17 protein-coding genes are annotated in these 24,155 nt (G+C 42.1%); 7 read left to right on the top strand and 10 right to left on the bottom strand.

From position 1 onward, the window contains the following. The first annotated feature begins 3 nt into the window (after positions 1 to 3). From T546_RS0102200 to T546_RS26095, 3 genes are all read left to right on the top strand, one after another. Positions 4 to 1,620, top strand: coding sequence for an AraC family transcriptional regulator (locus T546_RS0102200; protein WP_026890214.1), 1,617 nt, complete (start codon positions 4 to 6; stop codon positions 1,618 to 1,620). Positions 1,621 to 1,632: 12 nt separating this feature from the next. After that, positions 1,633 to 3,441 carry a heparinase II/III domain-containing protein gene (locus tag T546_RS0102195; RefSeq protein WP_026890213.1) on the top strand — a complete coding sequence of 603 codons (1,809 nt, stop codon included), beginning with the start codon at positions 1,633 to 1,635 and terminating at the stop codon, positions 3,439 to 3,441. 445 nt (positions 3,442 to 3,886) lie between these two features. Further along, complete coding sequence (locus tag T546_RS26095; protein WP_084326079.1) at positions 3,887 to 4,999, top strand: collagen-like protein; 1,113 nt, start codon at positions 3,887 to 3,889, stop codon at positions 4,997 to 4,999. A gap of 63 nt (positions 5,000 to 5,062) precedes the next feature. Here the strand turns inward: T546_RS26095 and cls are convergent, their stop codons facing one another. Next, entirely contained in the window at positions 5,063 to 6,613 is a 1,551-nt protein-coding gene (gene cls / locus T546_RS0102185; RefSeq protein ID WP_026890212.1) for a cardiolipin synthase, read from the bottom strand. A 157-nt stretch (positions 6,614 to 6,770) separates the two neighbouring features. Here cls and T546_RS0102180 point away from each other — a divergent pair, with 157 nt between their 5' ends. Then, positions 6,771 to 7,877, top strand: a complete 1,107-nt coding sequence (locus T546_RS0102180) for a DUF362 domain-containing protein (protein WP_026890211.1) — start codon at positions 6,771 to 6,773, stop codon at positions 7,875 to 7,877. A gap of 44 nt (positions 7,878 to 7,921) precedes the next feature. Here T546_RS0102180 and T546_RS0102175 read toward each other — a convergent pair whose 3' ends face one another. The 6 genes from T546_RS0102175 to T546_RS0102150 all read right to left on the bottom strand — a co-directional run bounded on the left by T546_RS0102175 (position 7,922) and on the right by T546_RS0102150 (position 14,936). After that, on the bottom strand, positions 7,922 to 9,838 hold the full coding sequence (locus T546_RS0102175) for an LTA synthase family protein (RefSeq protein WP_034597464.1): 1,917 nt from the start codon (positions 9,836 to 9,838) through the stop codon (positions 7,922 to 7,924). 137 nt (positions 9,839 to 9,975) lie between these two features. After that, complete coding sequence (locus T546_RS0102170; protein WP_026890209.1) at positions 9,976 to 10,464, bottom strand: zinc ribbon domain-containing protein; 489 nt, start codon at positions 10,462 to 10,464, stop codon at positions 9,976 to 9,978. Positions 10,465 to 10,536: 72 nt separating this feature from the next. Continuing rightward, complete coding sequence (locus tag T546_RS0102165) at positions 10,537 to 12,729, bottom strand: DUF6449 domain-containing protein (RefSeq protein ID WP_026890208.1); 2,193 nt, start codon at positions 12,727 to 12,729, stop codon at positions 10,537 to 10,539. After that, the gene (locus T546_RS0102160; protein WP_026890207.1) at positions 12,704 to 13,603 is read right to left on the bottom strand and encodes an ABC transporter ATP-binding protein; all 900 of its coding nucleotides are present in this window, start codon (positions 13,601 to 13,603) and stop codon (positions 12,704 to 12,706) included. Before T546_RS0102160 ends, T546_RS0102165 begins: the two co-directional genes overlap by 26 nt. Continuing rightward, positions 13,604 to 13,993, bottom strand: a complete 390-nt coding sequence (locus T546_RS22630; RefSeq protein WP_051629536.1) for a GntR family transcriptional regulator — start codon at positions 13,991 to 13,993, stop codon at positions 13,604 to 13,606. 88 nt (positions 13,994 to 14,081) lie between these two features. After that, positions 14,082 to 14,936, bottom strand: a complete 855-nt coding sequence (locus tag T546_RS0102150) for a DUF4397 domain-containing protein (RefSeq protein WP_026890206.1) — start codon at positions 14,934 to 14,936, stop codon at positions 14,082 to 14,084. 328 nt (positions 14,937 to 15,264) lie between these two features. Here T546_RS0102150 and T546_RS0102145 point away from each other — a divergent pair, with 328 nt between their 5' ends. Further along, complete coding sequence (locus tag T546_RS0102145) at positions 15,265 to 15,606, top strand: DUF805 domain-containing protein (protein WP_026890205.1); 342 nt, start codon at positions 15,265 to 15,267, stop codon at positions 15,604 to 15,606. A 229-nt stretch (positions 15,607 to 15,835) separates the two neighbouring features. Next, on the top strand, positions 15,836 to 16,516 hold the full coding sequence (locus T546_RS0102140; protein WP_026890204.1) for a DUF554 domain-containing protein: 681 nt from the start codon (positions 15,836 to 15,838) through the stop codon (positions 16,514 to 16,516). 81 nt (positions 16,517 to 16,597) lie between these two features. Here T546_RS0102140 and nifJ read toward each other — a convergent pair whose 3' ends face one another. Both nifJ and T546_RS0102130 read right to left on the bottom strand, forming a co-directional pair. Next, positions 16,598 to 20,137 carry a pyruvate:ferredoxin (flavodoxin) oxidoreductase gene (gene nifJ, locus T546_RS0102135; protein ID WP_026890203.1) on the bottom strand — a complete coding sequence of 1,180 codons (3,540 nt, stop codon included), beginning with the start codon at positions 20,135 to 20,137 and terminating at the stop codon, positions 16,598 to 16,600. Between the two features lie 191 nt (positions 20,138 to 20,328). Continuing rightward, on the bottom strand, positions 20,329 to 22,047 hold the full coding sequence (locus T546_RS0102130) for a VanW family protein (RefSeq protein ID WP_026890202.1): 1,719 nt from the start codon (positions 22,045 to 22,047) through the stop codon (positions 20,329 to 20,331). Positions 22,048 to 22,228: 181 nt separating this feature from the next. Here T546_RS0102130 and T546_RS0102125 point away from each other — a divergent pair, with 181 nt between their 5' ends. Beyond that, positions 22,229 to 23,086 (top strand): PHP domain-containing protein, encoded by an 858-nt coding sequence (locus tag T546_RS0102125; protein ID WP_026890201.1) that lies wholly within the window; start codon positions 22,229 to 22,231, stop codon positions 23,084 to 23,086. On the opposite strand, the gene hemB is transcribed toward T546_RS0102125, so the two are convergent. Beyond that, positions 23,087 to 24,070 carry a porphobilinogen synthase gene (gene hemB / locus T546_RS0102120; RefSeq protein ID WP_026890200.1) on the bottom strand — a complete coding sequence of 328 codons (984 nt, stop codon included), beginning with the start codon at positions 24,068 to 24,070 and terminating at the stop codon, positions 23,087 to 23,089. Positions 24,071 to 24,155: the final 85 nt, after the last annotated feature.

Raw genomic sequence — 24,155 nt, 5'->3', positions numbered from 1 at the left:
ATTATGAAGAAATTATTGATTGCAGACGACGAACCTTTGGTTCAGATTGGAATAAAATCCATGTTAAACTGGGCGGATTACGGAATTGAAATCTGCGGCACTGCTGTGAACGGGCAAAATGCCCTGGAAATGATTGAAGAATACTCTCCTGAAATTGTTATATCCGACATCCGTATGCCAATCATGAACGGCTTGGAGCTGGCGAAAGCAAGCCGGGAGACTTATGGAAGAATTCCTCTTTTTATCTTTCTGACCAGCTACGAGGAATTTCAGCTGATTAAAGAAGCCATGTCATATGAAGCCATCGATTATCTCATTAAACTGGAGTTAAATGCCGACGCCCTTTCAGAAGCCGTAAAAAAGGCCCTCTCCCGCCTGGATACCTTACAGGTTTCTATGGAATACAAGGAATCGGGACGTCCCCTGCTCCAGAGTTATTATGAAAAATTTTTTATGCGGCTTATTCATAATCTCTTTGACAGCGAGGAACAGTTTTTGCTTCAGTCCAAAGATCTGAAGCTGGATTTTGATGAAAAATGCTATTTTGCGGCATTCTGCGAGATCAGGGAAGACGGTCATAAGGATATGGATTATACAAAGCTTATGAACCTGTATAACAGCACCCTTCAGATGGCAAAGGAAATTATTTGCAAGCATCTTCCTGCTTATGTATTTTCCCTGGATATGAAACACTTTGCAGTGGTATTTCATCTTCCTGGGACCGATGACTTTAAAGAAAGTGTGGTCTCACAATGCTTTATCCATACGGCGGAAATGGTGAATAACTACTTTAACGTCACCCTGTATACCGGAGTGGGGACCCCTGTCAGCCATCCTTTAAAAATCAGCGAATCCTATCAGGAGGCCCGTCAGGCTTTTGTAAGGTCCTCTGAGGCAGAACCAGCTGTTATTTTCACTGTATCGGATACTGCCTCCATGCGAAATGCATTTAATATTTCTGTATTTAAAAGCGAAATAACAAAAGCGTTTAATGAGTTTGATACGGATGTGCTTTATAAGACATTGACAGAAATCATCGAACTGTTTGAATCCCACCCCATGCGCTTTTCCCAGGCGGCCGACGGAGCCTGCAACATTCTTTATCTGGCTCTCTCCCTGCTCCCAGATGGAGAAACGAACATGGCTGAAATTTTTTCTTCCTATCGTGATGGCTACCGTTCTATCTACCGTTTCACCTCAGTGACACAGATCTCAGAATGGATGGTCACCTTCAGGGACGGCTTATGCGAAGTCCTTAGATCTAAGAGAAAAACTTACAAAGCTCATGTGATCACAAATGTACAAAAGTATATCAATAATCATATTACTGAGAAGCTGAGCTTAAATGAAGTTGCAGGAATCTTTGGCTTAAGTCCCAACTATCTAAGTATATTATTTAAGAAGAACTGCCAGCTGGGCTTTTCAGAATATATTGCCCAGGCTAAAATAAACAAGGCCAAATCCCTTCTTCTTGAACAGGATATGAAAATCTACGAGGCGGCTGACCAGCTGGGCTTTGAGAGCGCTTTCTATTTCAGCAAAGTATTTAAAAAGGTAACAGGCTTGTCACCCAGAGAATTTATTCAGCAAAATACCATACGCGAATACGATGAAGAATAAGGAGAATGAATTGTGATTACTGAACTTACGAAAAACATCAAAAAACCATTATCCTGTTTTCAGCCTTATCCTCAGGCTTCCCAGCGAAACCAGTGGGAGGCACTTCCTGAGGATTTAAAAGAACAGCTTGTAAAAAACGGAGAGGCTTATCTCAATTTTCAATATCCCTCTCTCACAGCCGTGGATTTTATGGAGTTTAACAGAACAGGAAACCGAAGCCGTTATGAAGACAAGCAGTTCTTAAGGCGGAACGCTCTGGATAGTCTGGTTTTGGCGGAATGCGTGGAGCATAAGGGACGTTTTCTTGACGATATCATCAATGGCTTATATGTAATATGTGAAGAAAATGCATGGCAGCTGCCTGCCCATAATTCCTATATCCGTGACACGCCACAGTTTATTCTTCCCGACATTACCCGGCCAGTCATTGATCTCTTTGCCGCTGAGACAGCTTCTGTTCTCTCCATCGCAGAATATCTCTTAAGACAGGAGCTTAAAGAGGTAAGCCCCTTTTTGTCAGATATGATCAATAAAAACCTGGAAACACGCATTTTCATTCCCTATTTAAAGGAACATTTCTGGTGGATGGGGGACGGTGTAAGCCAGATGAATAACTGGACCATCTGGTGTACCCAGAATATCCTTCTTTCTGCATTCAGCCGCGATCTGCCGGAAACACAAAAGGAAGAAATATTAAACAAAGCAGTGAAAAGCATGGACTATTTTCTTAAAGAATACGGGGAAGACGGTTGCTGCGACGAAGGTGCCCAGTACTTCCGTCATGCGGGCCTTTGTCTGTTCAACTGCCTGTTCCTATTAAATGAAATAACCGAAGACGCTTTCTCCTCTGCTTATGAATGGGATAAAACAAAAAACATAGCTTCCTATATCTTAAATGTACACATAAGTGATATCTATTACGTAAATTTCGCAGACTGCTCTCCTGTTGCTGGCCGATGCGGGGCAAGAGAGTTCCTCTTTGGAAAAATGACAAAAAACAAGGAGCTTATGGCTTTTGCTGCCTCTGATTACCAAAACAGCGAGGATCCTTTGACTTTGGAAGAACATAATCTTTTCTACCGCTTACAGACCATCTTTACCCATGAGGAAATGATTTCCTGGGAAAAGACCCCTGATATTACTCATAAGGATATCTGGTATGAAAGCGTAGGTATCTTTTTATCAAGGGACGAGCATTTTTCTCTGGCAGTAAAGGCTGGAGATAATAATGACAGCCATAACCACAACGATACCGGAAGCATTACCATCTACAAGGATGGATTCCCTCTGCTTATTGATGTGGGGGTAGAAACCTACAGCAAGAAGACATTTTCCCCTGACCGTTACCAGATATGGACCATGCAGTCCTGTTATCACAACCTTCCCACCTTCTTTGATGGCGACAAACCAATTCTTCAAAAAGATGGGGAAATGTATGGGGCAAGGGAGGTATCCTACCAGTTTGCTCCGACGGAAAACAAGATATCCATGGATCTTTCGTCTGCTTATCCTGATGAACGGATTCGTACTTATATAAGAAGTACCGTTCATAAAAAAGGAAAAGAAATTGTGATTGAGGACCATTACGAAGGAAGCCTTAAATCTCCGGTCTTGTCCCTGATGTTTTATGAAGAACCCACGGTAACTGGAGACGTTATTTCCATCGGGAACCTTGGAAAACTATATGTTACAGGTGCATCAAGTATACAGAAGGAGCGGATCCCTATTACGGATCAGCGCTTAAGAACAGCCTGGAAACACGATATCCATCGGATTCTAATCACGATGGACAGTCAGGATTTAAGACTGATCATCCAATAAGGAATTCGTCTTTGGCAAGAGCTTGTCTTTTTATAGGCACAGCTAAATAACCCTTCCATTATATAGCAGCGGCATGTAAAAATAATTACAAGCCGCTGTTTTTTCTTACCAGATATTCCATGTACCTCTTAAAGGCTTGGGACATCCTCTCAATACTCTGGAATAACTCGAAGCTTTTCACATGAACTCAGTAAGGATCCATACTTTGCTCCCTGGGTATCCTTTGTTCTCCATATTTTCCCAAAATTGACTCCTTTCATTTGATTTAAAAACTTAAATTATGAGGTCTGAATCCATTTTTTTGGATCAAGTTTATTTTGTCTCTATCAAACTTAAGACTTCCTACATATGATATGTTATAAAGGAAAGTAAAACCTTTATGAACTATACTCATCTACAAAAACATTTACAAGAATATATTTCGCCTTGACAGGAGGGAGTTATAATGAATAATTGTAGAGATTGGGACGGAAATCGCCATGGTTGTGGTTGCGGTGGCGGTGGAGGTGGCGGTTGCTGCGTAGGACCACAAGGGCCAAGAGGATGCCCCGGCCCACAAGGGCCTACCGGACCTCAGGGACCTAGAGGATTCCAGGGACCAACCGGACCTACCGGCCCCCAGGGTATTCCTGGACCTAATGGCGCAACTGGACCTACCGGACCACAGGGACCTGTAGGACCTCAGGGTCCACAGGGCTTCCAGGGACCAGCTGGACCTACCGGACCTACTGGTGCTACTGGTGCTACTGGTGCTACCGGCGCTACCGGTGCTACCGGACCTACTGGTGCTACTGGTGCTACTGGTGCTACTGGTGCTACCGGACCTACCGGACCTACTGGTGCTACTGGTGCTACTGGCGCTACCGGCGCTACCGGACCTGCTGGACCTACTGGACCTACTGGTGCTACTGGTGCTACTGGCGCTACCGGCGCTACCGGACCTACTGGACCTACTGGTGCTACTGGTGCTACCGGCGCTACCGGACCTACCGGACCTACTGGTGCTACTGGCGCAGCCGGTGCTACCGGACCTACCGGACCTACTGGTGCTACTGGTGCTACCGGCGCTACCGGACCTACCGGACCTGCCGGCGCTGCTGGCGCTACCGGACCTACTGGACCTACCGGACCTTCTGGGCCCGCAGCTCAGTTTAGAGGCCTTCAGGCTCAGTTAACAGTTGAAGGCGGGTCAGTTGCAAATGGAAGCCCCGTACTTTTCAATACTGTTTTAAACGATCAGAGTCTTAATATTTCTTACAACCCAGCTACAGGTATTGTCACAATTGTTGCAGAAGGCAATTATTTCGTAACCTGGTGGGTAGCTACAGACGGGGCAGGACCTTCTACGTTTGTAGACTTCACGCTTCAAATCAATGGCAGCGGTGGAGTTTCCGCAAGTTCACCAATCGTTACAGGTCAGTTGAATGGATCAGCATTAGTAACAGTAGGAGCAATCCCTGCTACCTTACAGCTGGTTAATACAACTGGTCAGACTGTTTTCTATGCAACAACTCCAATCGTTGCAAACATTGTTATTTTGGAAGTTGCAGCACCGTAATGATAATTACCAATAAAAAATGCGCCGGAAGTTATACTTCCGGCGCATTTTCCGTTAAAGGCTCTACATCAAAGGGGCGAACAACCTAAGAGCACGGCCTGCAAATCTCTCATACCAGGGGTCTTTATTTAAGTCTTCCATGCTGACACTTCTGCACTGTGCTATGGTTTCCTTAAAATCTCTGTCAATATCCCGTATTACCTCATTACAATACAAGTATGCGGCGCATTCAAAATGAAGATAAAGACTCCTAAAGTCCATGTTAATGGTACCCACCACCGCTTTTATGCCATCACTGCTGAATACCTTGGCATGAATAAAGCCCGGCTTGTATTCAAAAATTTGAACACCTGACCGGATTAATTCTTTATAATGGGATCTGGCCAAAAGAAAGGCATACTTTTTATCCGGTATTCTTGGCATGATAATAATTGTCTCAACTCCACGTTTTGCTGCATAGGTAAGAGCTCTTACCATTTCATAATCAAGAATCAAATATGGAGTCATGATCTGTACATACTGTCTGGCCGAATTTATAATATCCATGTATACCTGTTTTCCTATGGTCTCCCCATCAAGAGGACTGTCCCCATAAGGAATCACAAATCCTTCCCGGCTAAGCTCCAGGGGGTAGAAATATTCCGGATCCTTTAGATATTTGCCGTAATCTTCCGGTTCCTTTTCAGAAATATTCCACATCTCCAGAAACATCATGGTAAAGCTGGTTGCCGCATCCCCCTTTAACATGATTCCAGTATCCTTCCAGTGACCAAAACGAACCCGTCGGTTGATGTATTCGTCTGCCAGATTTACACCGCCTGTAAAAGCTGTATGGCCGTCTACTACAAGTATCTTCCTGTGATCCCGGTTGTTCTGATAGGTGGTAAGTACAGGTTTAATGGGAGAAAATTCCTTGGCATTGATCCCTTTTTCCTTTAACTCATCTGTATAGTTGCTTGGCAAAAGAGCAATGGTGCACATCCCATCGTACATAAAACGGACTTCTACGCCTTCTTTTGCTTTTCTCTCTAAAATTTCAAGGATTTCATCCCACATTTCCCCACGCTCAACAATGAAAAATTCCATAAAGATGAACCGTTTCGCTGCCTCCAGCTCCTTCTTCATGGCCGTGAACATGGTTTCACCCACAGAAAAGTACTGAACATTGGTGTTTCCATAGGCAGGATAATGACCGGTATTTTTAATGTATCTGGCAAGATTAGCATCCTGTCTGCTGATTCTTGCAAGCTGGTCTATTACCTTTGGATTTTGCATCAGATACGGTTCTGTCTGTTCCATATTGTCGCGCAGCTTCTTATCTATCAGCTTTCCGATGATCTGAAGCTCTGCAAACAAATAAAACAGGATTCCAAAAACAGGAACCGCAGCAATAGGTATCATCCAGGATAGCTTAAAGCTGGGATTCTCCTCTTTATTGAGAATATAAATAATGACCAATGCACTTAACAATGTAAAACCGCCATAAAAATAGACGATATAACGGCTCAAAAAGCGGTAAATCCAAAAAAATATGGCTACCTGAGCTATAAGAGACACAACTCCAAATGTAGTCCGGCCAAAAACGACCCTCAGCATTCCCCTGATTTGTTTCATCCTCTTAACCTCCATATGCCAGTCCCGATAACTTCAATATGATTCTCCTAGTTTATCACAAATGCAATTGGAAATAAAGTACCAAATCAATTCTTGAATTCCCAATCCATCTACAGTATAATGAAAAGATAATAAATTTTATCAAAAGGAGACGGTCATGGAGAAATCAAAGGTTTATTACACAAACTTTCGTACCACATTTCGAGAGAACCTGCCACAAAAGCTCAAACGACTGATAACAAAGGCTGGAATGATGGAGCAGATTGATTTCCATAACAAATATACAGCAGTCAAGATCCATTTTGGAGAGCTGGGCAATCTGTCCTATCTGCGCCCCAATTACGCAAAGGTAGTTATTGATCTGATCAAAGATCAGGGCGGCAGACCATTTTTAACGGACTGCAATACCTTATATGTAGGAAGCCGTAAGAATGCTTTGGATCATCTGGATACTGCATACGAGAATGGTTTTTCTCCTTTTTCTACGGGATGTCACGTAATAATTGCGGATGGATTAAAGGGAACGGATGAAAGCCTTGTTCCCATCAATGGAGAATATATAAAAGAAGCTAAAATTGGACGAGCCATTATGGACGCTGATATTTTTATTTCCCTATCTCATTTTAAGGGACACGAAAGCACTGGTTTTGGAGGCGCATTAAAGAACATTGGAATGGGCTGCGGATCAAGAGCCGGTAAGATGGAGATGCACAACTCAGGAAAGCCCCACGTAGCGGAAGAACTCTGTATTGGCTGTCATGCCTGCGAGAAGAACTGTGCACACAGCGCCATCTCTTTTAAAGAAAAGAAAGCATCTATTGATCATGAATACTGCGTAGGCTGCGGCCGCTGTATTGGTGTCTGTCCTGTAGATGCGGTAGAAACCAACTTTGATGAATCCAATGATATTTTAAACTATAAGATTGCAGAATACACCCAGGCAGTTTTAAAGGGCCGTCCTCATTTTCATATCAGCCTGGTAATGGATGTTTCTCCTTACTGCGACTGTCATGCAGAGAATGATATTCCCATCATCCCAGATGTAGGAATGTTCGCCTCTTTTGATCCGGTCGCTTTAGACTTGGCTTGTGCAGATGCGGTAAACCGTCAGCCAGTCATGGCAGGCAGTATTTTAGAAAAGCACGGTAGCCATCATCATGACCATTTTAAAGATACTCACCCCAATACCAACTGGCAGTCCTCCATTGAGCATGCAGTAAAAATCGGCCTTGGAAGTGACGAATACGAAATAATCACCATCTAATGCAAAGAGAGCACCGGATAAATAAAATCCATGTGCTCTCTTTTTTAACTTCCTGTTTGAAAATGATACGTTCCGGCTTCACTTAAAGGAACCTTGTCCCTGCCTATCTGCCAAACGGATATCTCCGAATCTATGGCCTTATGCTCAGGGATATCTTTTGCTATGATTAACTGAGGCCATACATACGTGGTTTCTGCTGCTTTTCCGTCAAAGCAGATTTTAGAATAAGGGGTGAAATTATTGCCGTAAATGAGTACATTGGAATCATTATAGACCACCTTATCTATGGTAATGTTATCCACACCCATCTTTAGGTTTGAGGTCTCATAAGGATTCTCCCCTCCATAGACCTCATGGTTTCCATAAAGAATGTCGTACTCCAGAGTTTTCATATCACGAAGATAGCCTTCACTGTCTGCACTCTTATCATTTAAAAACTTTTGATGAAATCTCATCATAGTTCCTTCATGAATGTTCAGCATATCGAGTACGTGAGCTGCCAGCTGATACGCCTCCACATCCTTTTTTACCACAGGAAGATTCATGTTGTTCCAGATAACATATTCTGTCTGAAAAAGAGAATTATTCTTCATCTCATTTTCCGTCCAGCTAAACCCAGGCAAATGATCTCCGTACATCACTAAAACTGTAGGCTCTTTCCTTGTACGAAGAGTATTCACAAGAGAACGAATAAACTCATCCATCTCTCCGATCTGCTGACAGTAATATTCAAAGCTCGGATACTTTCCATGTCCCTGTACCGATATGGTATAAATATAATCAGGCCCTGGTGTTGAATCCAGAGTTTTAATAATCTCACCGGTCAGAATCTTATCCTTGCACCAGCCGGTAGGATTCCGTTCAAAATTGTTCATATACTCAATGGGCGTAAAGGTATCAAAGCCAAGCTGTGAGAACACACGGTTCCTATCGTAAAAGGTCGCCTCATTGTTATGTATCGCATGGGCACTGTAGCCTATATTTTTCAAATCAAACGCAACACTTTCTGCCGACGTTCTCTTTAAAACTGTTTTATATGGATATTCCCCTGGCCCAAAAAAGTCCAGATTCATGCCGGTTATGGACTCAAATTCCGTATTTGCCGTCCCCGCTCCCACCACCGGAACATTTAAATATCCGCTTGGATAATTCTTTTCCAGCTGGTGGAAAAATGGAATAGGATCGTGTTTTACCGGATTCTTTTTCCACAAGGCAGGATCAAAAAAGGATTCCAATTGAATCATAATAACGTTTGGTTTGGTCCCATCTGATAAGGCATATGTGTTTTCCTGAACTAATTCTTCATCCTTTATGGCCTCCATAGCCTCATCGCTATAGCCCTCTGGTTTTGATATTCCTGTATTAAAGATGGAATTAGAAAAGCAGTAAGGAAATCCATAGGTTCGAAATCCGTCTCCAATATTACCAAAATGAACGGCAACAAGGCCTGTCCTCATAGATAAACTGGTAGCTCCGAGAACTGTCACAATACAGGCCAGTATGGTAACAGAACCGAGTCCATACCCAATCTTTTCACAGGAAACCGGCGCTTTTTTCCATACAAATAATAGCAGTGTTGCTGCAAACCCAAATCCAATGACCATAAGTATAATCTGCATCCAGGTAAAGTAGACGGTAGCAAGACTGATGGCATACTTAACCAGCCTGAAATCTGCTGCTGTAAATGGAGTGGTACGGAAAATAAGAAGAATTCCGTTTGTTATTCCCATAAAGATCCACATGACGGATACCGCAATACAGCAAAAAACCTTCCTTCTTGTAATAAATACCAACGTAAAAGGCAGGAGAATGATTATGGTATTGAGGAGATAAATTAAAAATCCATCCCGCATATAGGTATAAAGGCCTGTCAGAGATTTTCTGGCCGCCAGTTCGATCAATATATTGATAAGGGCGGAAAGGAAAATAAGCTTTCCCAGCCACCTGACATTTGCTTTCATATTATACCTCTTTGTATCTTCAATCATTTGTGAGTCGGCTCTAGTCTATCACATTTTACCGAAAATTTACATACCTTTTTTCAAAAAGCAAAAATTGACAAAAACAGGGACCGGCAATATCGCCGATCCCTGAATCATCAATTCTGTTCTTCTGTAGGCTCAAAAGCCTCTTCACTCACTTTATTAATCCCAGAAGCCGTATTTTCTTCCTCCGATAATGGAGCTTCTTCTGGTTCCACAATTATCTCTTCATTCGTTACCGGACTTTGGTCGGCTTCCTTTACATGTGCACCGCACTTTCCGCAATAAATGGAATCCTTTAAAATCTTTGCACCGCACTCAGCACAAATACGGGTTCCCTCGCTTTGGGTCAGTTCAATCTCCAGAGCGGCAATTCTTTCCCGGCTGCCCCTGATGGCTTCGTAGGCCTTTGCATACGCTTCCTCTGGTTCTCTATTCGCTTCATAGAATTGTTTACCGATGACTGCATAAGCTTCTTCCAGCTTCGTTTTTTCAGCACTGATCTGTGTCTTTAACTGAATGGTCTCAGTCAACGCTTTTGCCTTGGTAGCGACTTCTTTGCCGGTGTCGCTGAGTGTCTTTCCCAGCTCTTCAAAAAATGCCATCCGTGACTCCTCCTTTGACTTATACTTCTCCTATTTTAACTTTATTGGAAGAAAAAGTCAATGAAAGACTGTTTACCTATCCCTAATTATATCTTGAAGCTCATTTTTCAGAAAATCCGGCAATTTGTCTCTTGGAATCGTGTACTGAATCTCAGTCCTGTTTCCCCCTGAAATCGTAACAGCAGAAAAGGTAAAAGAAGCATACTCAGAGTCAGTAAATGGATTTATACTGGTGTACTCTTCCAGGGTAGCAGCATTCATAACTTGTTTGATTTCTTCAGGATCAGTAATCGTTAAATACGGGGAGTCCTTCTCTTCTGTTGTTATCTCATTTTTATTAAACTGAACTTTATCAATATTAATTTCTTTAATCAGACTTAAGTCATTCCAACTATCTACATCTATATTATATTCTCTTAATAGATCAAGAGTCTTTACAAAGGATGGATAAATAGGATAATACCCTTTTTCAATGATATAATTGTATTGCCAGTTGTTATTGGTATCTGATTTTAATTTTGTCAATTCCGCCTGCTGCTTTGTTATAAACTGAATGGAAGCAATAGGACTTTCTTTTTGCATGGTATCAACCTTAAGATTCATAAGCTCTTCCTGATAGGTCATCAGTAATTTATCGGTCATTGCCTTATCTGTACCGTTTCTGTCCAGGCTTACTATGCTCATCTGACCACCTCTGCCAACTTTAACGCCAGCAGTGTTATCGGTTGTCTGAGTCAGTATGGGATAAACGGCCTGACGGAATTCAGGATTCTCATATATTTGTACAATTTCCTGACTTAATAAAGATCTCGGCATATCATAAGTACGATAGATCGTCTTTCCATTCTTCAAAGTATACTTGACCGAAAAGCTATAAAATCTTGTATATTGCCCTCTATCATCAATCGGCTGTAATTCACGGTCGAAACGAGGTTTCTCTTTCATTGCATTGATTGATTCTCTCACAAGTGTAAGAACCGGTTCAATATCCTTAAGCTCCATATGGTTTAAGAGATATTCATCAGAGGACATATATCTCCACTCAAAATCACTCAAATCATCCTCAGGTGTTATTATCTCACCATAGTTGATCCAGTCATTGGTGTTATTAAAAGATATCCCTACATGCCTTATGGAGTCTTTTGCCGGAACGTAACGATCATAACCAAAAATATCGTAGCGGAAACTTGAGAATACAGCAGCCGCCAAAACTCCACATAGTATCATCTGTTTCCAGTTACAAAAGAGCTTACGGAAATCAAAATGATAAATGATCTCTATGGCGCAATGGGACAGTAAAAGTCCGCAGATAAGTCCAAACACTGCCCAACCCAATGTAGAATGAACCAGCCAGAAAAACAGACTTCCGCTAAGTGATGCAAGAATTACTATGGGAATCCGTATGATTGGCATGCTTATTTGAAAAGCCATAGCCTTTCCAGCCGCTTCTGACCCTCTCTTTTTATAGAGCCAGAAAGAAAGAAGAGCCAGAATCACCGTAATTACACAAACCACAGCAATTCGAAGAGCCACCCCATCTAAGGATTTTCCAGGTTTCATTGCCTCTACATTTGACACAAAAAGGAATAACGGCGATGTTTTATTAAACATCAACGTGAAAAATGATCTACTTCCGCTGTAGCTGGTATCAAAAAAATGCTGATAACATAATTCTAAAACAGCAAAGACACTGCTTCCATAAAATTCAAATACCAGGGTTCCAAGAATCCCAACCAGAATATTTCCTGTCAACATCATTGCAACCACTGTTACCGTATATAAAAGGAGATAATGGAGCATAAAAAGACAAAATCCTTTGATTCCAGCTCCTGCGATTTCTGATGTCAAAATTCCATTCACAGCTGCAACTCCAAAGGAAAAAATTAAATTGATCGCATAAGTTGCCACCACAATGAAAATTCCGTTGAAATAATTCGCCCAGAACAGGTTCTTTCTATTGACTGGTATACTGTGGTAAAAATCAACCTTTTGTCTGGAATGTAGATAGGAAAAGCTGGTCACTGCCATGATCAAAGACAAAAGTATAATAATTGCTACCAGATAGCCGTTCTGAAAGCTCAGCCATTTATAAACACCAGCTATTATATTTTTTCTGGTCAGTTCATCGTTAAATTTATCTCCCACCGTTAAGGCTACTCCTACCGGCAGCGAAAAGAAAAATAATAAAAAAGTAAGTGCTACAGACCAAAGGCGCTGTTTTACATCCTCTTTTAATAGATTAAAAAATAAGCTTCTTGATGTCATAACCGGCCACCTCCGTTTCACTGATAAATATTTCTTCCAAAGATAATGGAATCATCTCATAAAATATTGGCTGGTAGGTTTCCATTAATCCTTCTACCTCTTCTTTGCTCCCCCGTACAGTTATGGTGTAGAGCTTTCCTCTTTTTTCTGTCTTAATACGGTTTAAGGCAGTTAAATCGCTTTCTTCCATTCCCTCTTTTAACACACATTGTACTTTATGGATATTAAGCTTCATATCGTCTAAGTCTCTGGAAAGCAAAATTCCACCCCTGTGGAGAAGGCCCACGTGGTCACAGATATCCTCAAGCTCCCTTAGGTTATGGGAGGCAATAATCGGCGTTAAATTCCGTTCTGCCATGTCATTGGCAAAAAGGCTTTTTACTGCCTGGCGCATCACCGGGTCCAGGCCATCAAAGGTCTCATCACAGAAAAGATAATCCGTATTGGCACAGATTCCGCAAATGACGGAAAGCTGCTTCTTCATTCCTTTTGAGAAGGTCTGAATCTTTCTTCTGGTATCCAGGCCGAATTTCTCCATGAGGCTCTGAAAACGAGTCTTATCAAATGCCGGATAGACTTTTGAGTAAAACGACATCATATCGGCTGGTGTTGCATTGTTAAAATAATATTGGTCGTCAGAAATGTAGAAGAAACGCTCTTTTACCGCTTCATTTTCAAATACCGGCTTATCATCAATGGTCACATTTCCTTCATCCGGCTTTAATATCCCGCTGAGCATTCGAAGAAATGTACTCTTTCCTGCACCATTGGTTCCAATCAGACCAAAAACGCTTCCATCCCGTATCTCAGCGCTTACGTGATCAACGGCAACAATTGTATCAAACTTTTTTGTAAGGTTTTCCGCTTTAATCATTTATCTATCCTCCCCTTGCAGAAATTCTTGTTTAATCCACCCTTCTGCGATCCAGGTGTGGGCTTTATCTTCTGTAAGACCTGATCTTTTTGCCTCATCAATCCAGTTTCCAAGCTTATTCCTAAGCTCACCATTTTTTAATGCCTGTATGGAGCTGGTATCCGCTACAAAGCTTCCTTTTCCTTTTACGGAATAGATGAATCCTCTTCGCTCCAGCTCCGCGTATGCTCTTTGAATGGTATTGGGATTGATAGATAAGTCAGTGGCTAAGGCCCGTACAGACGGTAGCTGGCTATCCTGTTCCAGTACACCACATATCATTAAGTCTTTTAATTTTTCTACAATCTGTTCGTAGATCGGCCTGCGGTCTTTGTAGTCTAGCAATATCATATTCCACCTCCTATATCTGTATTAATACATCTAATACACTTAGAATAGCAAGAAACCTCTGATTTGTCAACCAGAGGTTTCTATTCTTTTAATTTCTTCTATCTTCCACAATAAGTATACGTATGGCATTCTGAGTCAGACTCCAGTTAAACACATACATGGTATAGGAGACATTGCCTCTGATGTAAATGTTAGACGTCAGGATAAGATTTCCGCTGTATACACTGCTGCTGGAAACAGAGACCATGTAATAGCCAGTGGTGGCATATTGAAAATTGGTTACCTGCTTATAATCCACATCCCGAAATATAATATTGGCTCCGTTTAGTATGACATTAATCTTCCGGTTGGTGATGGAAAGGTTACAGACTCTAAAACATCCCGTATTGATTCCACCATTACATAAATAATCGTCAACCACCATGATATCCAGACCAGCATCCGTATTGTAAAGTGCGATTGTGATTGCACTATTCACAGGTACCTGCACCTGTTTTTTCAGATATACATAATTATTATCATCCGTAACCGTAATGGTCTGAGTCTCAGCAGATACTCTTCCATATTGACTCATATCTCCATTATCAAGGCCCTCAACTGCTACCTGTTCATTAATATAAACCCAAAATGGCGGATAGTTTGCCGCAGCATTTAATAGTCGCACAAGGCCCACCTGATCGGAGTTACAGGAATAACAGGGGATAATTGGCTTTGGAAACATGGTAATGATAGAACTCCATGTGCCGTTAGCTTCTCCTTCTTCCGGAGAGAGAGGATTATATTCAGGCCATTCAACCTGAGGATTTGGTGCCAATATGTTAGACTGCTCTCCTTCCGGCGATACAGGTCCTGTTTCAATGGTTGTATTTTGATTGCCAGCCCCAGCGGTTGGCCCGCTTTCCCCGGCATTAGAACCATTTTGCATATAGATTATAGTACCCATGGATAACCTCATATATAATCGTTATATAGTAAGTTTATTCATACAATATTAGCCAGTGTCTGTCCGACTGCTTTTGTTTGTCTTAACTCTGTTATATTTCCAGATTTTCATAGGATAGATATAAAATACTACCGTTTATATTTCTAATTATTATAGTTGACTTAATAATATATAATAATATACAAATTACAATAAATATCATTATAATATCGAAATTATGTATAATATGACGTTTTTTAATTAATTTGCGTTTTTTTATTTAAATTGACAATATTTTCCTGTATAATGAATATGTATATTACAAAAGAAAGGAAGGTCTCAATTTATTATGAATGAATACTTATCTATGTGGAAGAATTTCTTAAATTTTAAGGACCGTACTACTGTGAAAGGTTATTGGATGGCGATCCTTATCAATGCAATTGCTTTATTTGTTTTAGGTTTTCTTGGCGCAATTGTAGATTTCTTTATGATTATATATTTGATTTATGTAGTCGCACTCATTATTCCAGGTATTGCCCTTCAAATTCGCCGTATGCATGATATCAACAAATCCGGTTTCTGGATCCTGTTACCATTTATTCCGATTGTGGGAACTATAATCTTCATCGTTTATCTCTGCAAAGGCAGCGTGGATGAAGGCAATCAGTATGGAACAACACAGGTATAATTGCTAAACCATATTTTTATGCTACATAACAATGAATGAATTAGTAATGCTCCTCTAATAGCGGCCGTTTCCTTTATACGGTCTGCCAGAAGAGGAGCATTTTTATATTATGGATATCTGTAGAATAGTAACGGTAATTTGTTTCTTCATTGACAGGAATAAAGCTTGGCTCTATTAGCCGGAGGGTTTATAATACTATTAATTAAATTAGTTTGAAAGGAGAACATTTGTGATAGGAACTTTTGTAAATGCCGGCACGATTCTTGCTGGCAGCGTGGCTGGCAGCTTAATAAAAAAGGGATTAAAAGAAAAATATCAGAACATTCTATATGATGCCATGGGGCTGGCCGCAACGGGTCTTGGATTGCATGCTGTGGTGAAAAATTTATCTGACAGCACGTATCCCGTATTATTTATTATAAGTCTTTCTTTAGGAGGCATCATAGGTACTGCTATTGATATTGACAGTAAGTTCCAAAAGCTGGTACAGAGATATTCTAAAACAAATCTGGGACAAGGCTTATCTACTGCAGTTTTACTATTCTGCATCGGCACCTTATCCATTCTAGGGCCAATAGAAAGCGCTCTGAATCATAATAATACATATTTGTTCACCAACGCGACCCTGGACCTGGTCACGTCACTTGTATTAGCTTCCAGTTATGGTATTGGCATAGCCATCTCCGCTTTGGTATTGTTTGTCTGGCAAGGAAGTATTTATCTGCTTGCTCATCAGGTCTCCCCGTTTCTAACGCCTGAATTCATGACCGAGATTTCCATTGTTGGAGGCTTTCTTATTTTAGCTTCCGGGTTATCTATTCTAAAGATTAAAACATTTCAGACCTTAAATTTATTACCAGCCTTATTGGTACCTGTTCTGTGGTTTCTCTTTCTTCATATTCGCTTATAGCATAAAAAGAACGCCAGTCCAAAAAGGACTGGCATTCTTTATTTACCACAGCTTAAACCGCATATCTGGTTTTTACGTCAATTATTCATTTCCGTATAAAGTAACCAGTTTCTGCAGATATTCAAATCTTGCCTTTGCATCTGCCTCATTCTGTTCGAATAATTCAGCTGCTCTCTCAGGATTCTTCATTGCTAAGGAAGAGTAACGAACCTCACCCTTTAAGAATTCCTGATATCCCTCTAATACAGGAGGCTTGCTGTCTAAGGAGAATCTCTTCTCTGCAGAAGGATTGTAACGGAAGTTGTTCCAGTATCCGCATTCAACAGCCAGCTTCTCTTCTGTCTGTGCCTTTGACATACCCTTCTTGATACCATGGCTGATACATGGAGCATAAGCGATGATCAGAGATGGTCCTGGATAAGCCTCAGCCTCTGTAATGGCCTTAACGGTCTGATTATAGTCAGCACCCATTGCGATCTGTGCAACGTATACATAACCGTAGCTCATTGCAATGCTTGCTAAGTCTTTCTTCTTGGTATCCTTACCGCCGGCAGCGAACTGAGCTACTGCACCAGTCTTTGTTGCCTTGGAGGACTGACCACCTGTATTGGAATAGATTTCTGTATCGAATACCAGGATGTTGATGTCTTTGCCGCTGGCAAGAACGTGGTCAACACCACCGAAACCGATATCATAAGCCCAGCCGTCACCACCGAAGATCCACTGTGATTTTTTGCCAAGGAAATCTTTACTCTTTAAAATATCTTTGCCTAACTCACAGTCACAGCCTTCTAATGCTGAAATCAGTTTGTTAGAAGCAGAACCATTGGTTGCACCAACAGTATAGGTGTCAAGGTATTCCTGACATGCTGCCTTTACAGACTCGGAAGCTTTGTCAGAGTTTAAGATTTCTTCAACCTTAGATCTTAATCCGCCTCTGATTGCGTTCTGAGCTAAAAGCATACCGTAACCGAACTCTGCATTATCTTCGAATAAAGAGTTGGACCATGCCGGACCCTGTCCGTTAGCATTTACAGTATAAGGTGTAGATGGTGAGGAGTTACCCCAGATGGAAGAACATCCAGTTGCATTGGCAATGTACATTCTGTCACCGTATAACTGAGTCACTAATTTAGCGTAAGGAGTCTCGCCACAACCAGCACATGCTCCTGAGTACTCAAGAAGAGGCTTCTTGAACTGGCTTCCCTTAACGGTAGTTTCCTTAAATTTATCAATTACTTCCTGCTTGATTGGAAGTGTCTGACCGAAGTCAAATACCTTCTGTGTTACATCGCAGTGAGCTTCCATATTTACCATAGTAAGAGCCTTCTCGCCCTTCTTTCCTGGACATACGTTTGCACAGGAACCGCAACCAGTACAGTCAAATGCAGAAACAGTGATTGCGAACTGATATCCTGGCATACCTGTCATTGGAAGAGTAGTCATCTCTTCTGGTCTGCCTGAAGCTTCGTCTTCTGTCAGTGCAACCGGACGGATAACAGCATGAGGACATACATAGGAACAGAAGTTACACTGGATACAGTTTTCTGGATTCCAGCTAGGAATATTAACAGCGATACCACGCTTCTCAAATGCTGAGGAACCAGATGGTGTAGAACCATTGGCGTAATCAACAAATGCGGATACTGGTAATGTATCACCTTCCTGAGCGCTTACCTTTGTCTGAATGTTATTTACAAAGTCAACAACATCCTGTCTTCCTTCGCTAATTACCTTATAGTCAAGACCTTCATCTGCAGCGTTCTTCCAGCTTTCAGGTACCTCAACCTTAACAACGCCCTTAGCACCTGCATCAATCGCTGCCCAGTTCTTCTGAACGATCTCTTCGCCCTTACGTCCGTAAGTAGCTTTTGCAGCAGCCTTCATCAGTTCATTTGCTTTTTCAGCAGGAATAATTCCTGTCAGTTCAAAGAATGCAGACTGAAGAATGGTGTTGATACGTGTTGGTCCCATGCCAGTCTCAATACCGATCTTAACACCGTCAATGGTGTAGAACTTAATATTGTGATCTGCAATGAATTTCTTAACCTGTCCTGGTAAATGCTTCTCAAGACCTTCTGCATCCCATGGGCAGTTTAATAAGAATACACCGCCGTCAACCAGCTCCTGAACCATGTTGTACTTACGTACATAGGAAGGATTGTGGCATGCTACGAAGTTAGCCTTACGAATTAAATAAGTGGATTTAATCGGTTTATGTCCGAAACGTAAATGGGACATAGTAACACCGCCGGACTTCTTGGAATCATAGTCAAAGTAAGCCTGAGCATACATATCGGTGTTATCACCAATAATCTTAATGGAGTTCTTGTTAGCACCAACAGTACCGTCAGCACCAAGACCCCAGAACTTACAGTTGGTTGTTCCTTCTGGTGTTGTGATGATTGGTGTACCGCTTTCAAGAGAAAGGTGAGTTACATCATCAACAATACCGATTGTAAATGGAGTTTTTGTCTTGTTCTCATATACAGCTGCAATCTGAGCCGGAGTTGTATCCTTGGAACCTAAACCATAACGGCCAGTTAAGATCTTAATCTGATCAAACTTTGAGCCCTTAAGAGCAGCAACAACGTCTAAGTATAATGGCTCACCTAAGGAACCTGGCTCTTTTGTTCTGTCTAAAACAGAAATTGTCTTAACAGAATCAGGAATTGCATCAATCAGTCCCTGTGCTACGAATGGTCTGTAAAGACGAACCTTTACAACACCAACCTTGTGGCCTGCTTTTACCAGATAATCAATGGTCTCTTCAATGGTTTCATTAACAGAACCCATAGAAATGATTACATGATCTGCATCAGCAGCTCCGTAGTAGTTGAATAATTTATAATCGGTACCGATCTTAGCATTAACCTTGTCCATGTACTTCTGTACAATGCCTGGAAGAGCATCGTAGTATGGATTGCAGGCTTCTCTTGCCTGGAAGAAGATATCAGGGTTCTGAGCAGAACCTCTAAGGTTTGGATGGTTAGGATTTAAAGCATTGCGACGGAATTCATCAACTGAATCCATGTTTACCATCTCTTTTAAATCCTCGTAATCCCATGTTTCCACCTTCTGAATCTCATGAGAGGTACGGAAGCCGTCAAAGAAGTTGATAAATGGTACTTTACCCTCAAGAGCAGCCATATGAGCTACTGGAGTCAAGTCCATAACTTCCTGTACACTGGATTCACATAACATAGCACAGCCTGTCTGGCGACATGCGTATACGTCAGAGTGATCACCAAAAATAGATAATGCATGGGTTGCAATAGCACGTGCAGATACATTGATAACGGCTGGCAACTGCTCACCTGCAATTTTATATAAGTTCGGAATCATAAGTAACAGACCCTGGGAAGCGGTATAGGTAGTAGTCAGTGCACCTGCTGCTAAGGAACCGTGAACTGCACCTGCTGCACCTGCTTCAGACTGCATCTCTGTAATCTGCACTGTCTGACCGAAGATGTTTGTCCTTCCGTCTGTTGACCACTCATCTGTGGCCTCAGCCATAGGTGAAGATGGGGTAATCGGATAAATAGCCGCAACATCAGTAAATGCGTAAGACGCATGCGCTGCTGCGTGGTTACCATCCATGGTTTTCATTTTTCTTGCCATTTTAGATTTCCTCCTGCAAATGTGAATATAAATAAATGGTTCCCTTTTAGGGAAAGTGACCTGACATTATTATAACAATTATTTATCAAAAAGCAAATATTAAAACTGGAAATTTAAGTATTATTTTTGGAACAATCGGAAAACAGGACCGGACAGCATAAACTGTCCGGTCCTGTCTGCTTTTGTCACGACTATTGATTAAGAGGATTTGGTGGAATAATGTTTTCCGTGGCCGAGGAGGCCTCTCCCCCATTATCAGCTGGTCCCTGGGCTTTTGTAGGCTGCGTCTCAGGAGTTGTGGGCTTTTCCGGCTGCGTTTCTGTATTCGCAGTGTTTCCAGGTCCTTCGCTTCCATGAGCTGCCGTGGTCTCTCCTCCACTTTGAGAACCTGCACCACCTCCGGTTTCAGATGGATTGGTGGGCGGTACTACAACGCCTGAAGTATTTCTTTTAATGGTAGCTGGTTTTCCACGGTATGTGCTGTTGTGGAAAAATTCATCGCTTGTAACCGTTCCGTTTTTCTTTGTTACCAGATTGGTCACCCAGCGGCTTCCTTTTGTCTCTGCCTTTACGATCTTCTGCTCATTGGGCTGAAGTGTCTGATCTTCCTCATAAACTGGTGCTGGTGCATCGAGCTCAGCCGTCTTTTTGGAAGTCATGGAAAGGGTAACGCCTTCTTCTAAGATAGGAATACCAACGATGGATATCTTAAGCTTCTGCTTGGAAAAGCTGGTTCTGATGGCGATAGCGCTGGAAGAATTATTTACAAATTTCATATCAGGTCCGCCAAAGCTTACCATGGCATCTTCTCCTGGCGTTACATAAGAAGGCTCATAGCTGTGGGCATGGCGCTCTGTTGTGGTAAGTCCTGAAAAAACAACTGCATTATATAAGGTAGAGGATACCTGGCACACACCGCCGCCCGGCTCTTCCACTAATACGCCGTTTAAATATGCGCCTGCTGGGCGGTATCCCTTGGCAGAGGATCTTTCTCCCGTTGTTTTATTAAAAGAGAACTCTTCCCCTGGTTTTAGGATCATTCCATCAAGTGCCGCAGAGGCCAGTTCAATGTTTTTATTTCTGTCACTGTTTGATGTGGTTGTGGTTGTATAAGTTCCAATCACTTTATATAGCTGTTTCGCCTGAGCTTCTGTGATCTTAGGCGCTACTTCCTTTCCTGTGGCAGGAATATCAGCCTGGTAATTCTTTGTCTTAAGCTGTGCAAGAATGTCAGATGTCAGCTTATCCTGATCAATGACAACTCCATTCTGCTCTCCGGCATAGACAAATTCCCCGGTTTTCTTGTCGAATCCGGATATAGAACCGTTTTTCGCCGCTACATCCCATTTTTCAGCAATTGCCTTAACCTCAGCTTTTACTTCCTCATCCATTCCGTCAAGGCTTAAGGTATAGCTTTCCTTCGGTTCCTTCGTGTATATCTCTTCCAGCAGGGCTTCTACCTTGCTGTCTAAAAGATTCTTTAATTGATACTCTTCTTCTTTATAAGTAACCTTCATCTGCCACGGATACTTTTTTTCTATAGCTTCACGGGCCTCTTCCCTGGACATACCAGTGATTGAAATATCATCTACTTTTACGTCCTTTTTCAGTTCCGTTTCAGAAACCGTTGATGAGATTACCTCTGTATCCTTGGTCTTTTGTCCGACCACCTTAACAGCTGCCATAACCCCCATCACTGAGGCAACCGCAATAATAATCCCCAACAGCACTTTTGTAATGCCATATTGGGGCCCTCTTCTTCTTTTCTTTCCACGTCTCGGCTGATAAGAACTGTTCTGCCGGTAAGACTGACCGGTTCTGCGGCTTGTCCCCTGCGTGTTTCTCCTGCCTTCGTTCTGAGAGGAACTGGTTCTTCCTCCGCCTCTTTGTCTGTTATCCACCTGACTCATTAATTTCACCTTTTTACATGATTATGTATCTTTACATTGAGTAGTATACCATACTTTGTGGGAAATGCTATTACGATTTTATGAATTTTCTTAATTAGTTTTCGTGTTTTTTCTACATTTTACAGAACGTAAAAAACATGTTACTATAGTGTTACCAAACTATTTCATTTTGGAGGTTTTTATGAATCTTGTCGATTTACACGTTCATTCCAATGCCTCGGATGGCACCTTAACTCCCACTGAGGTAGTGTCGCTTGCCGTCAAAAAAAAGCTGAGTGCCATCGCTCTCACAGATCACGATACCATTGACGGTCTTTCAGAGGCAATAGAAGCTTCTCACGGACAGCCTGTTGAGATTATTCCAGGCATCGAGCTTTCCTGCGTCTATAAGGGACAGGAAATTCATATTCTGGGACTTTTTGTAGATTTTTCTGATCCGGATTTTACGTTAAAGATTAATGGGCTTAAAAATATCCGGGACAAAAGGAACCAGGAAATGATCCGCCGCTTTCAGGATTCTGATATGATGATCACTTTAGAAGAAGTGACCGCCGGGAATCCAGAGACAGTCATAACCCGTGCCCATTTTGCCCGGGTGCTCTATGAAAAAGGATACGTAACATCTATGGATCAGGCATTTAAAAAATATCTGACCTACGGCAGCCGCTTCTGCCCAAAAAAGGAAGACATCACTCCAGAGCATGCCATGAAGATCCTGACGGATAATCATGCCTTTCCAGTTCTGGCCCACCCATACCAATACCATCTGGGAGATAAAAAAACAGAGGAACTGGTAAGCGATTTAAAAAACCTGGGGCTTCTTGGCCTTGAGGTCTACCACTCTTCCAATAATACCTACGAAAGCGGCAAATTAAAAAAGCTTTCTAAGCAATACGGTCTCTTTCCTACCGGCGGCTCTGATTTTCACGGCACCAACAAGCCGGACATTGACTTAGGCTGTGGCCGGGGAGGACTTCGTATCTCTCACCTTTTGCTGGAAGACATCAAAAAGTACCGTCTGGAGAATATGGGGCTTTAATCAGCCGATTTTTCCTTCATCCATATACTGCGCAAGCTCAATAGCAAAATAGGTAATTAAAATGTCTGCGCCTGCCCGGAAGATGCTGACAGCAGATTCACAGATTATCTTTTCTTCGTCAATAAAGCCTGCCTTGGAAGCTGCCTTAATCATGGCATATTCACCGCTGACGCTGTATGCAGCTACTGGTACTTCATGACGGTCGGATACTTCTCTTATAATATCCAGATAAGAAAGGGCTGGCTTTACCATGATAATGTCAGCTCCTTCTGAAACATCAAGATCCGTTTCTTTTAAAGCTTCTTTCCGGTTATGGTAATCCATCTGGTAGCTCTTCCGGTCTCCAAAGGAGGGAGCGGATCCGGCAGCATCACGGAATGGTCCGTAAAATGCGGAAGCGTATTTGGCTGAATAGGCCATGATTGGCACATTGGAAAAACCAGCTTCATCAAGGGCCTCTCTCATGGAACCAATCCGTCCGTCCATCATATCCGATGGGGCAACCATATGGGCTCCTGCCGCTGCATGAGAGACTGCAATGCGGTTTAAATACTCCAGAGTCTTATCGTTATCCACATTCTCTCCGCAGAGAATCCCGCAGTGGCCATGAGACGTATATTCGCACATGCAGACATCCGTAACAATGTATACAGAAGGATAATTCGCTCTGATCGCACGAATCGCTCTCTGGACAATTCCCTGATCATCAAACGCCTGACTTCCGCATGCATCCTTCTCGGCCGGAATGCCAAACAGCATCAGCTTTTCCACACCAGCTAAAACCAGCTGATCCATAATGAGGGGAAGTTTGTCCACACTATAGCGGAACTGTCCTTCCATAGAGGATATCTCTTCTGCAATTCCTTCTCCATCTATCACGAACAGGGGATATATCAGAGACTGCTTGGAAACTCTGGTTTCCCTAACCATTCTTCTCAAAGTGTCAGATGTTCGCAGCCTTCTTGGCCTGTATAATAAATCCATTTATCTTACCTCCCTTTTATTCCTGTCCTATTATACACCCTCTTTTAGAAGATTCAAGTAATTCTTGCAGTCATATGAAAAATTG

This window comes from [Clostridium] aerotolerans DSM 5434, assembly GCF_000687555.1.
GTDB lineage: Bacteria > Bacillota > Clostridia > Lachnospirales > Lachnospiraceae > Lacrimispora > Lacrimispora aerotolerans.
Note: the sequence above shows the minus strand (reverse complement) of the source record. Positions and strands in the feature narration are given on the sequence as shown.

Bases quoted from the DNA above. Each gene is read 5' to 3' on its own strand.
- T546_RS0102150 (WP_026890206.1), bottom strand. From the start codon at position 14,936: ATGGGTACTATAATCTATATGCAAAATGGTTCTAATGCCGGGGAAAGC.
- T546_RS0102170 (WP_026890209.1), bottom strand. From the start codon at position 10,464: ATGGCATTTTTTGAAGAGCTGGGAAAGACACTCAGCGACACCGGCAAA.
- cls (WP_026890212.1), bottom strand. From the start codon at position 6,613: ATGAAACAAATCAGGGGAATGCTGAGGGTCGTTTTTGGCCGGACTACA.
- T546_RS0102165 (WP_026890208.1), bottom strand. From the start codon at position 12,729: ATGACATCAAGAAGCTTATTTTTTAATCTATTAAAAGAGGATGTAAAA.
- T546_RS22630 (WP_051629536.1), bottom strand. From the start codon at position 13,993: ATGATATTGCTAGACTACAAAGACCGCAGGCCGATCTACGAACAGATT.
- T546_RS26095 (WP_084326079.1), top strand. From the start codon at position 3,887: ATGAATAATTGTAGAGATTGGGACGGAAATCGCCATGGTTGTGGTTGC.
- hemB (WP_026890200.1), bottom strand. From the start codon at position 24,070: ATGGATTTATTATACAGGCCAAGAAGGCTGCGAACATCTGACACTTTG.
- T546_RS0102145 (WP_026890205.1), top strand. From the start codon at position 15,265: ATGAATGAATACTTATCTATGTGGAAGAATTTCTTAAATTTTAAGGAC.
- T546_RS0102200 (WP_026890214.1), top strand. From the start codon at position 4: ATGAAGAAATTATTGATTGCAGACGACGAACCTTTGGTTCAGATTGGA.
- T546_RS0102125 (WP_026890201.1), top strand. From the start codon at position 22,229: ATGAATCTTGTCGATTTACACGTTCATTCCAATGCCTCGGATGGCACC.
- nifJ (WP_026890203.1), bottom strand. From the start codon at position 20,137: ATGGCAAGAAAAATGAAAACCATGGATGGTAACCACGCAGCAGCGCAT.
- T546_RS0102130 (WP_026890202.1), bottom strand. From the start codon at position 22,047: ATGAGTCAGGTGGATAACAGACAAAGAGGCGGAGGAAGAACCAGTTCC.
- T546_RS0102160 (WP_026890207.1), bottom strand. From the start codon at position 13,603: ATGATTAAAGCGGAAAACCTTACAAAAAAGTTTGATACAATTGTTGCC.
- T546_RS0102180 (WP_026890211.1), top strand. From the start codon at position 6,771: ATGGAGAAATCAAAGGTTTATTACACAAACTTTCGTACCACATTTCGA.
- T546_RS0102175 (WP_034597464.1), bottom strand. From the start codon at position 9,838: ATGAAAGCAAATGTCAGGTGGCTGGGAAAGCTTATTTTCCTTTCCGCC.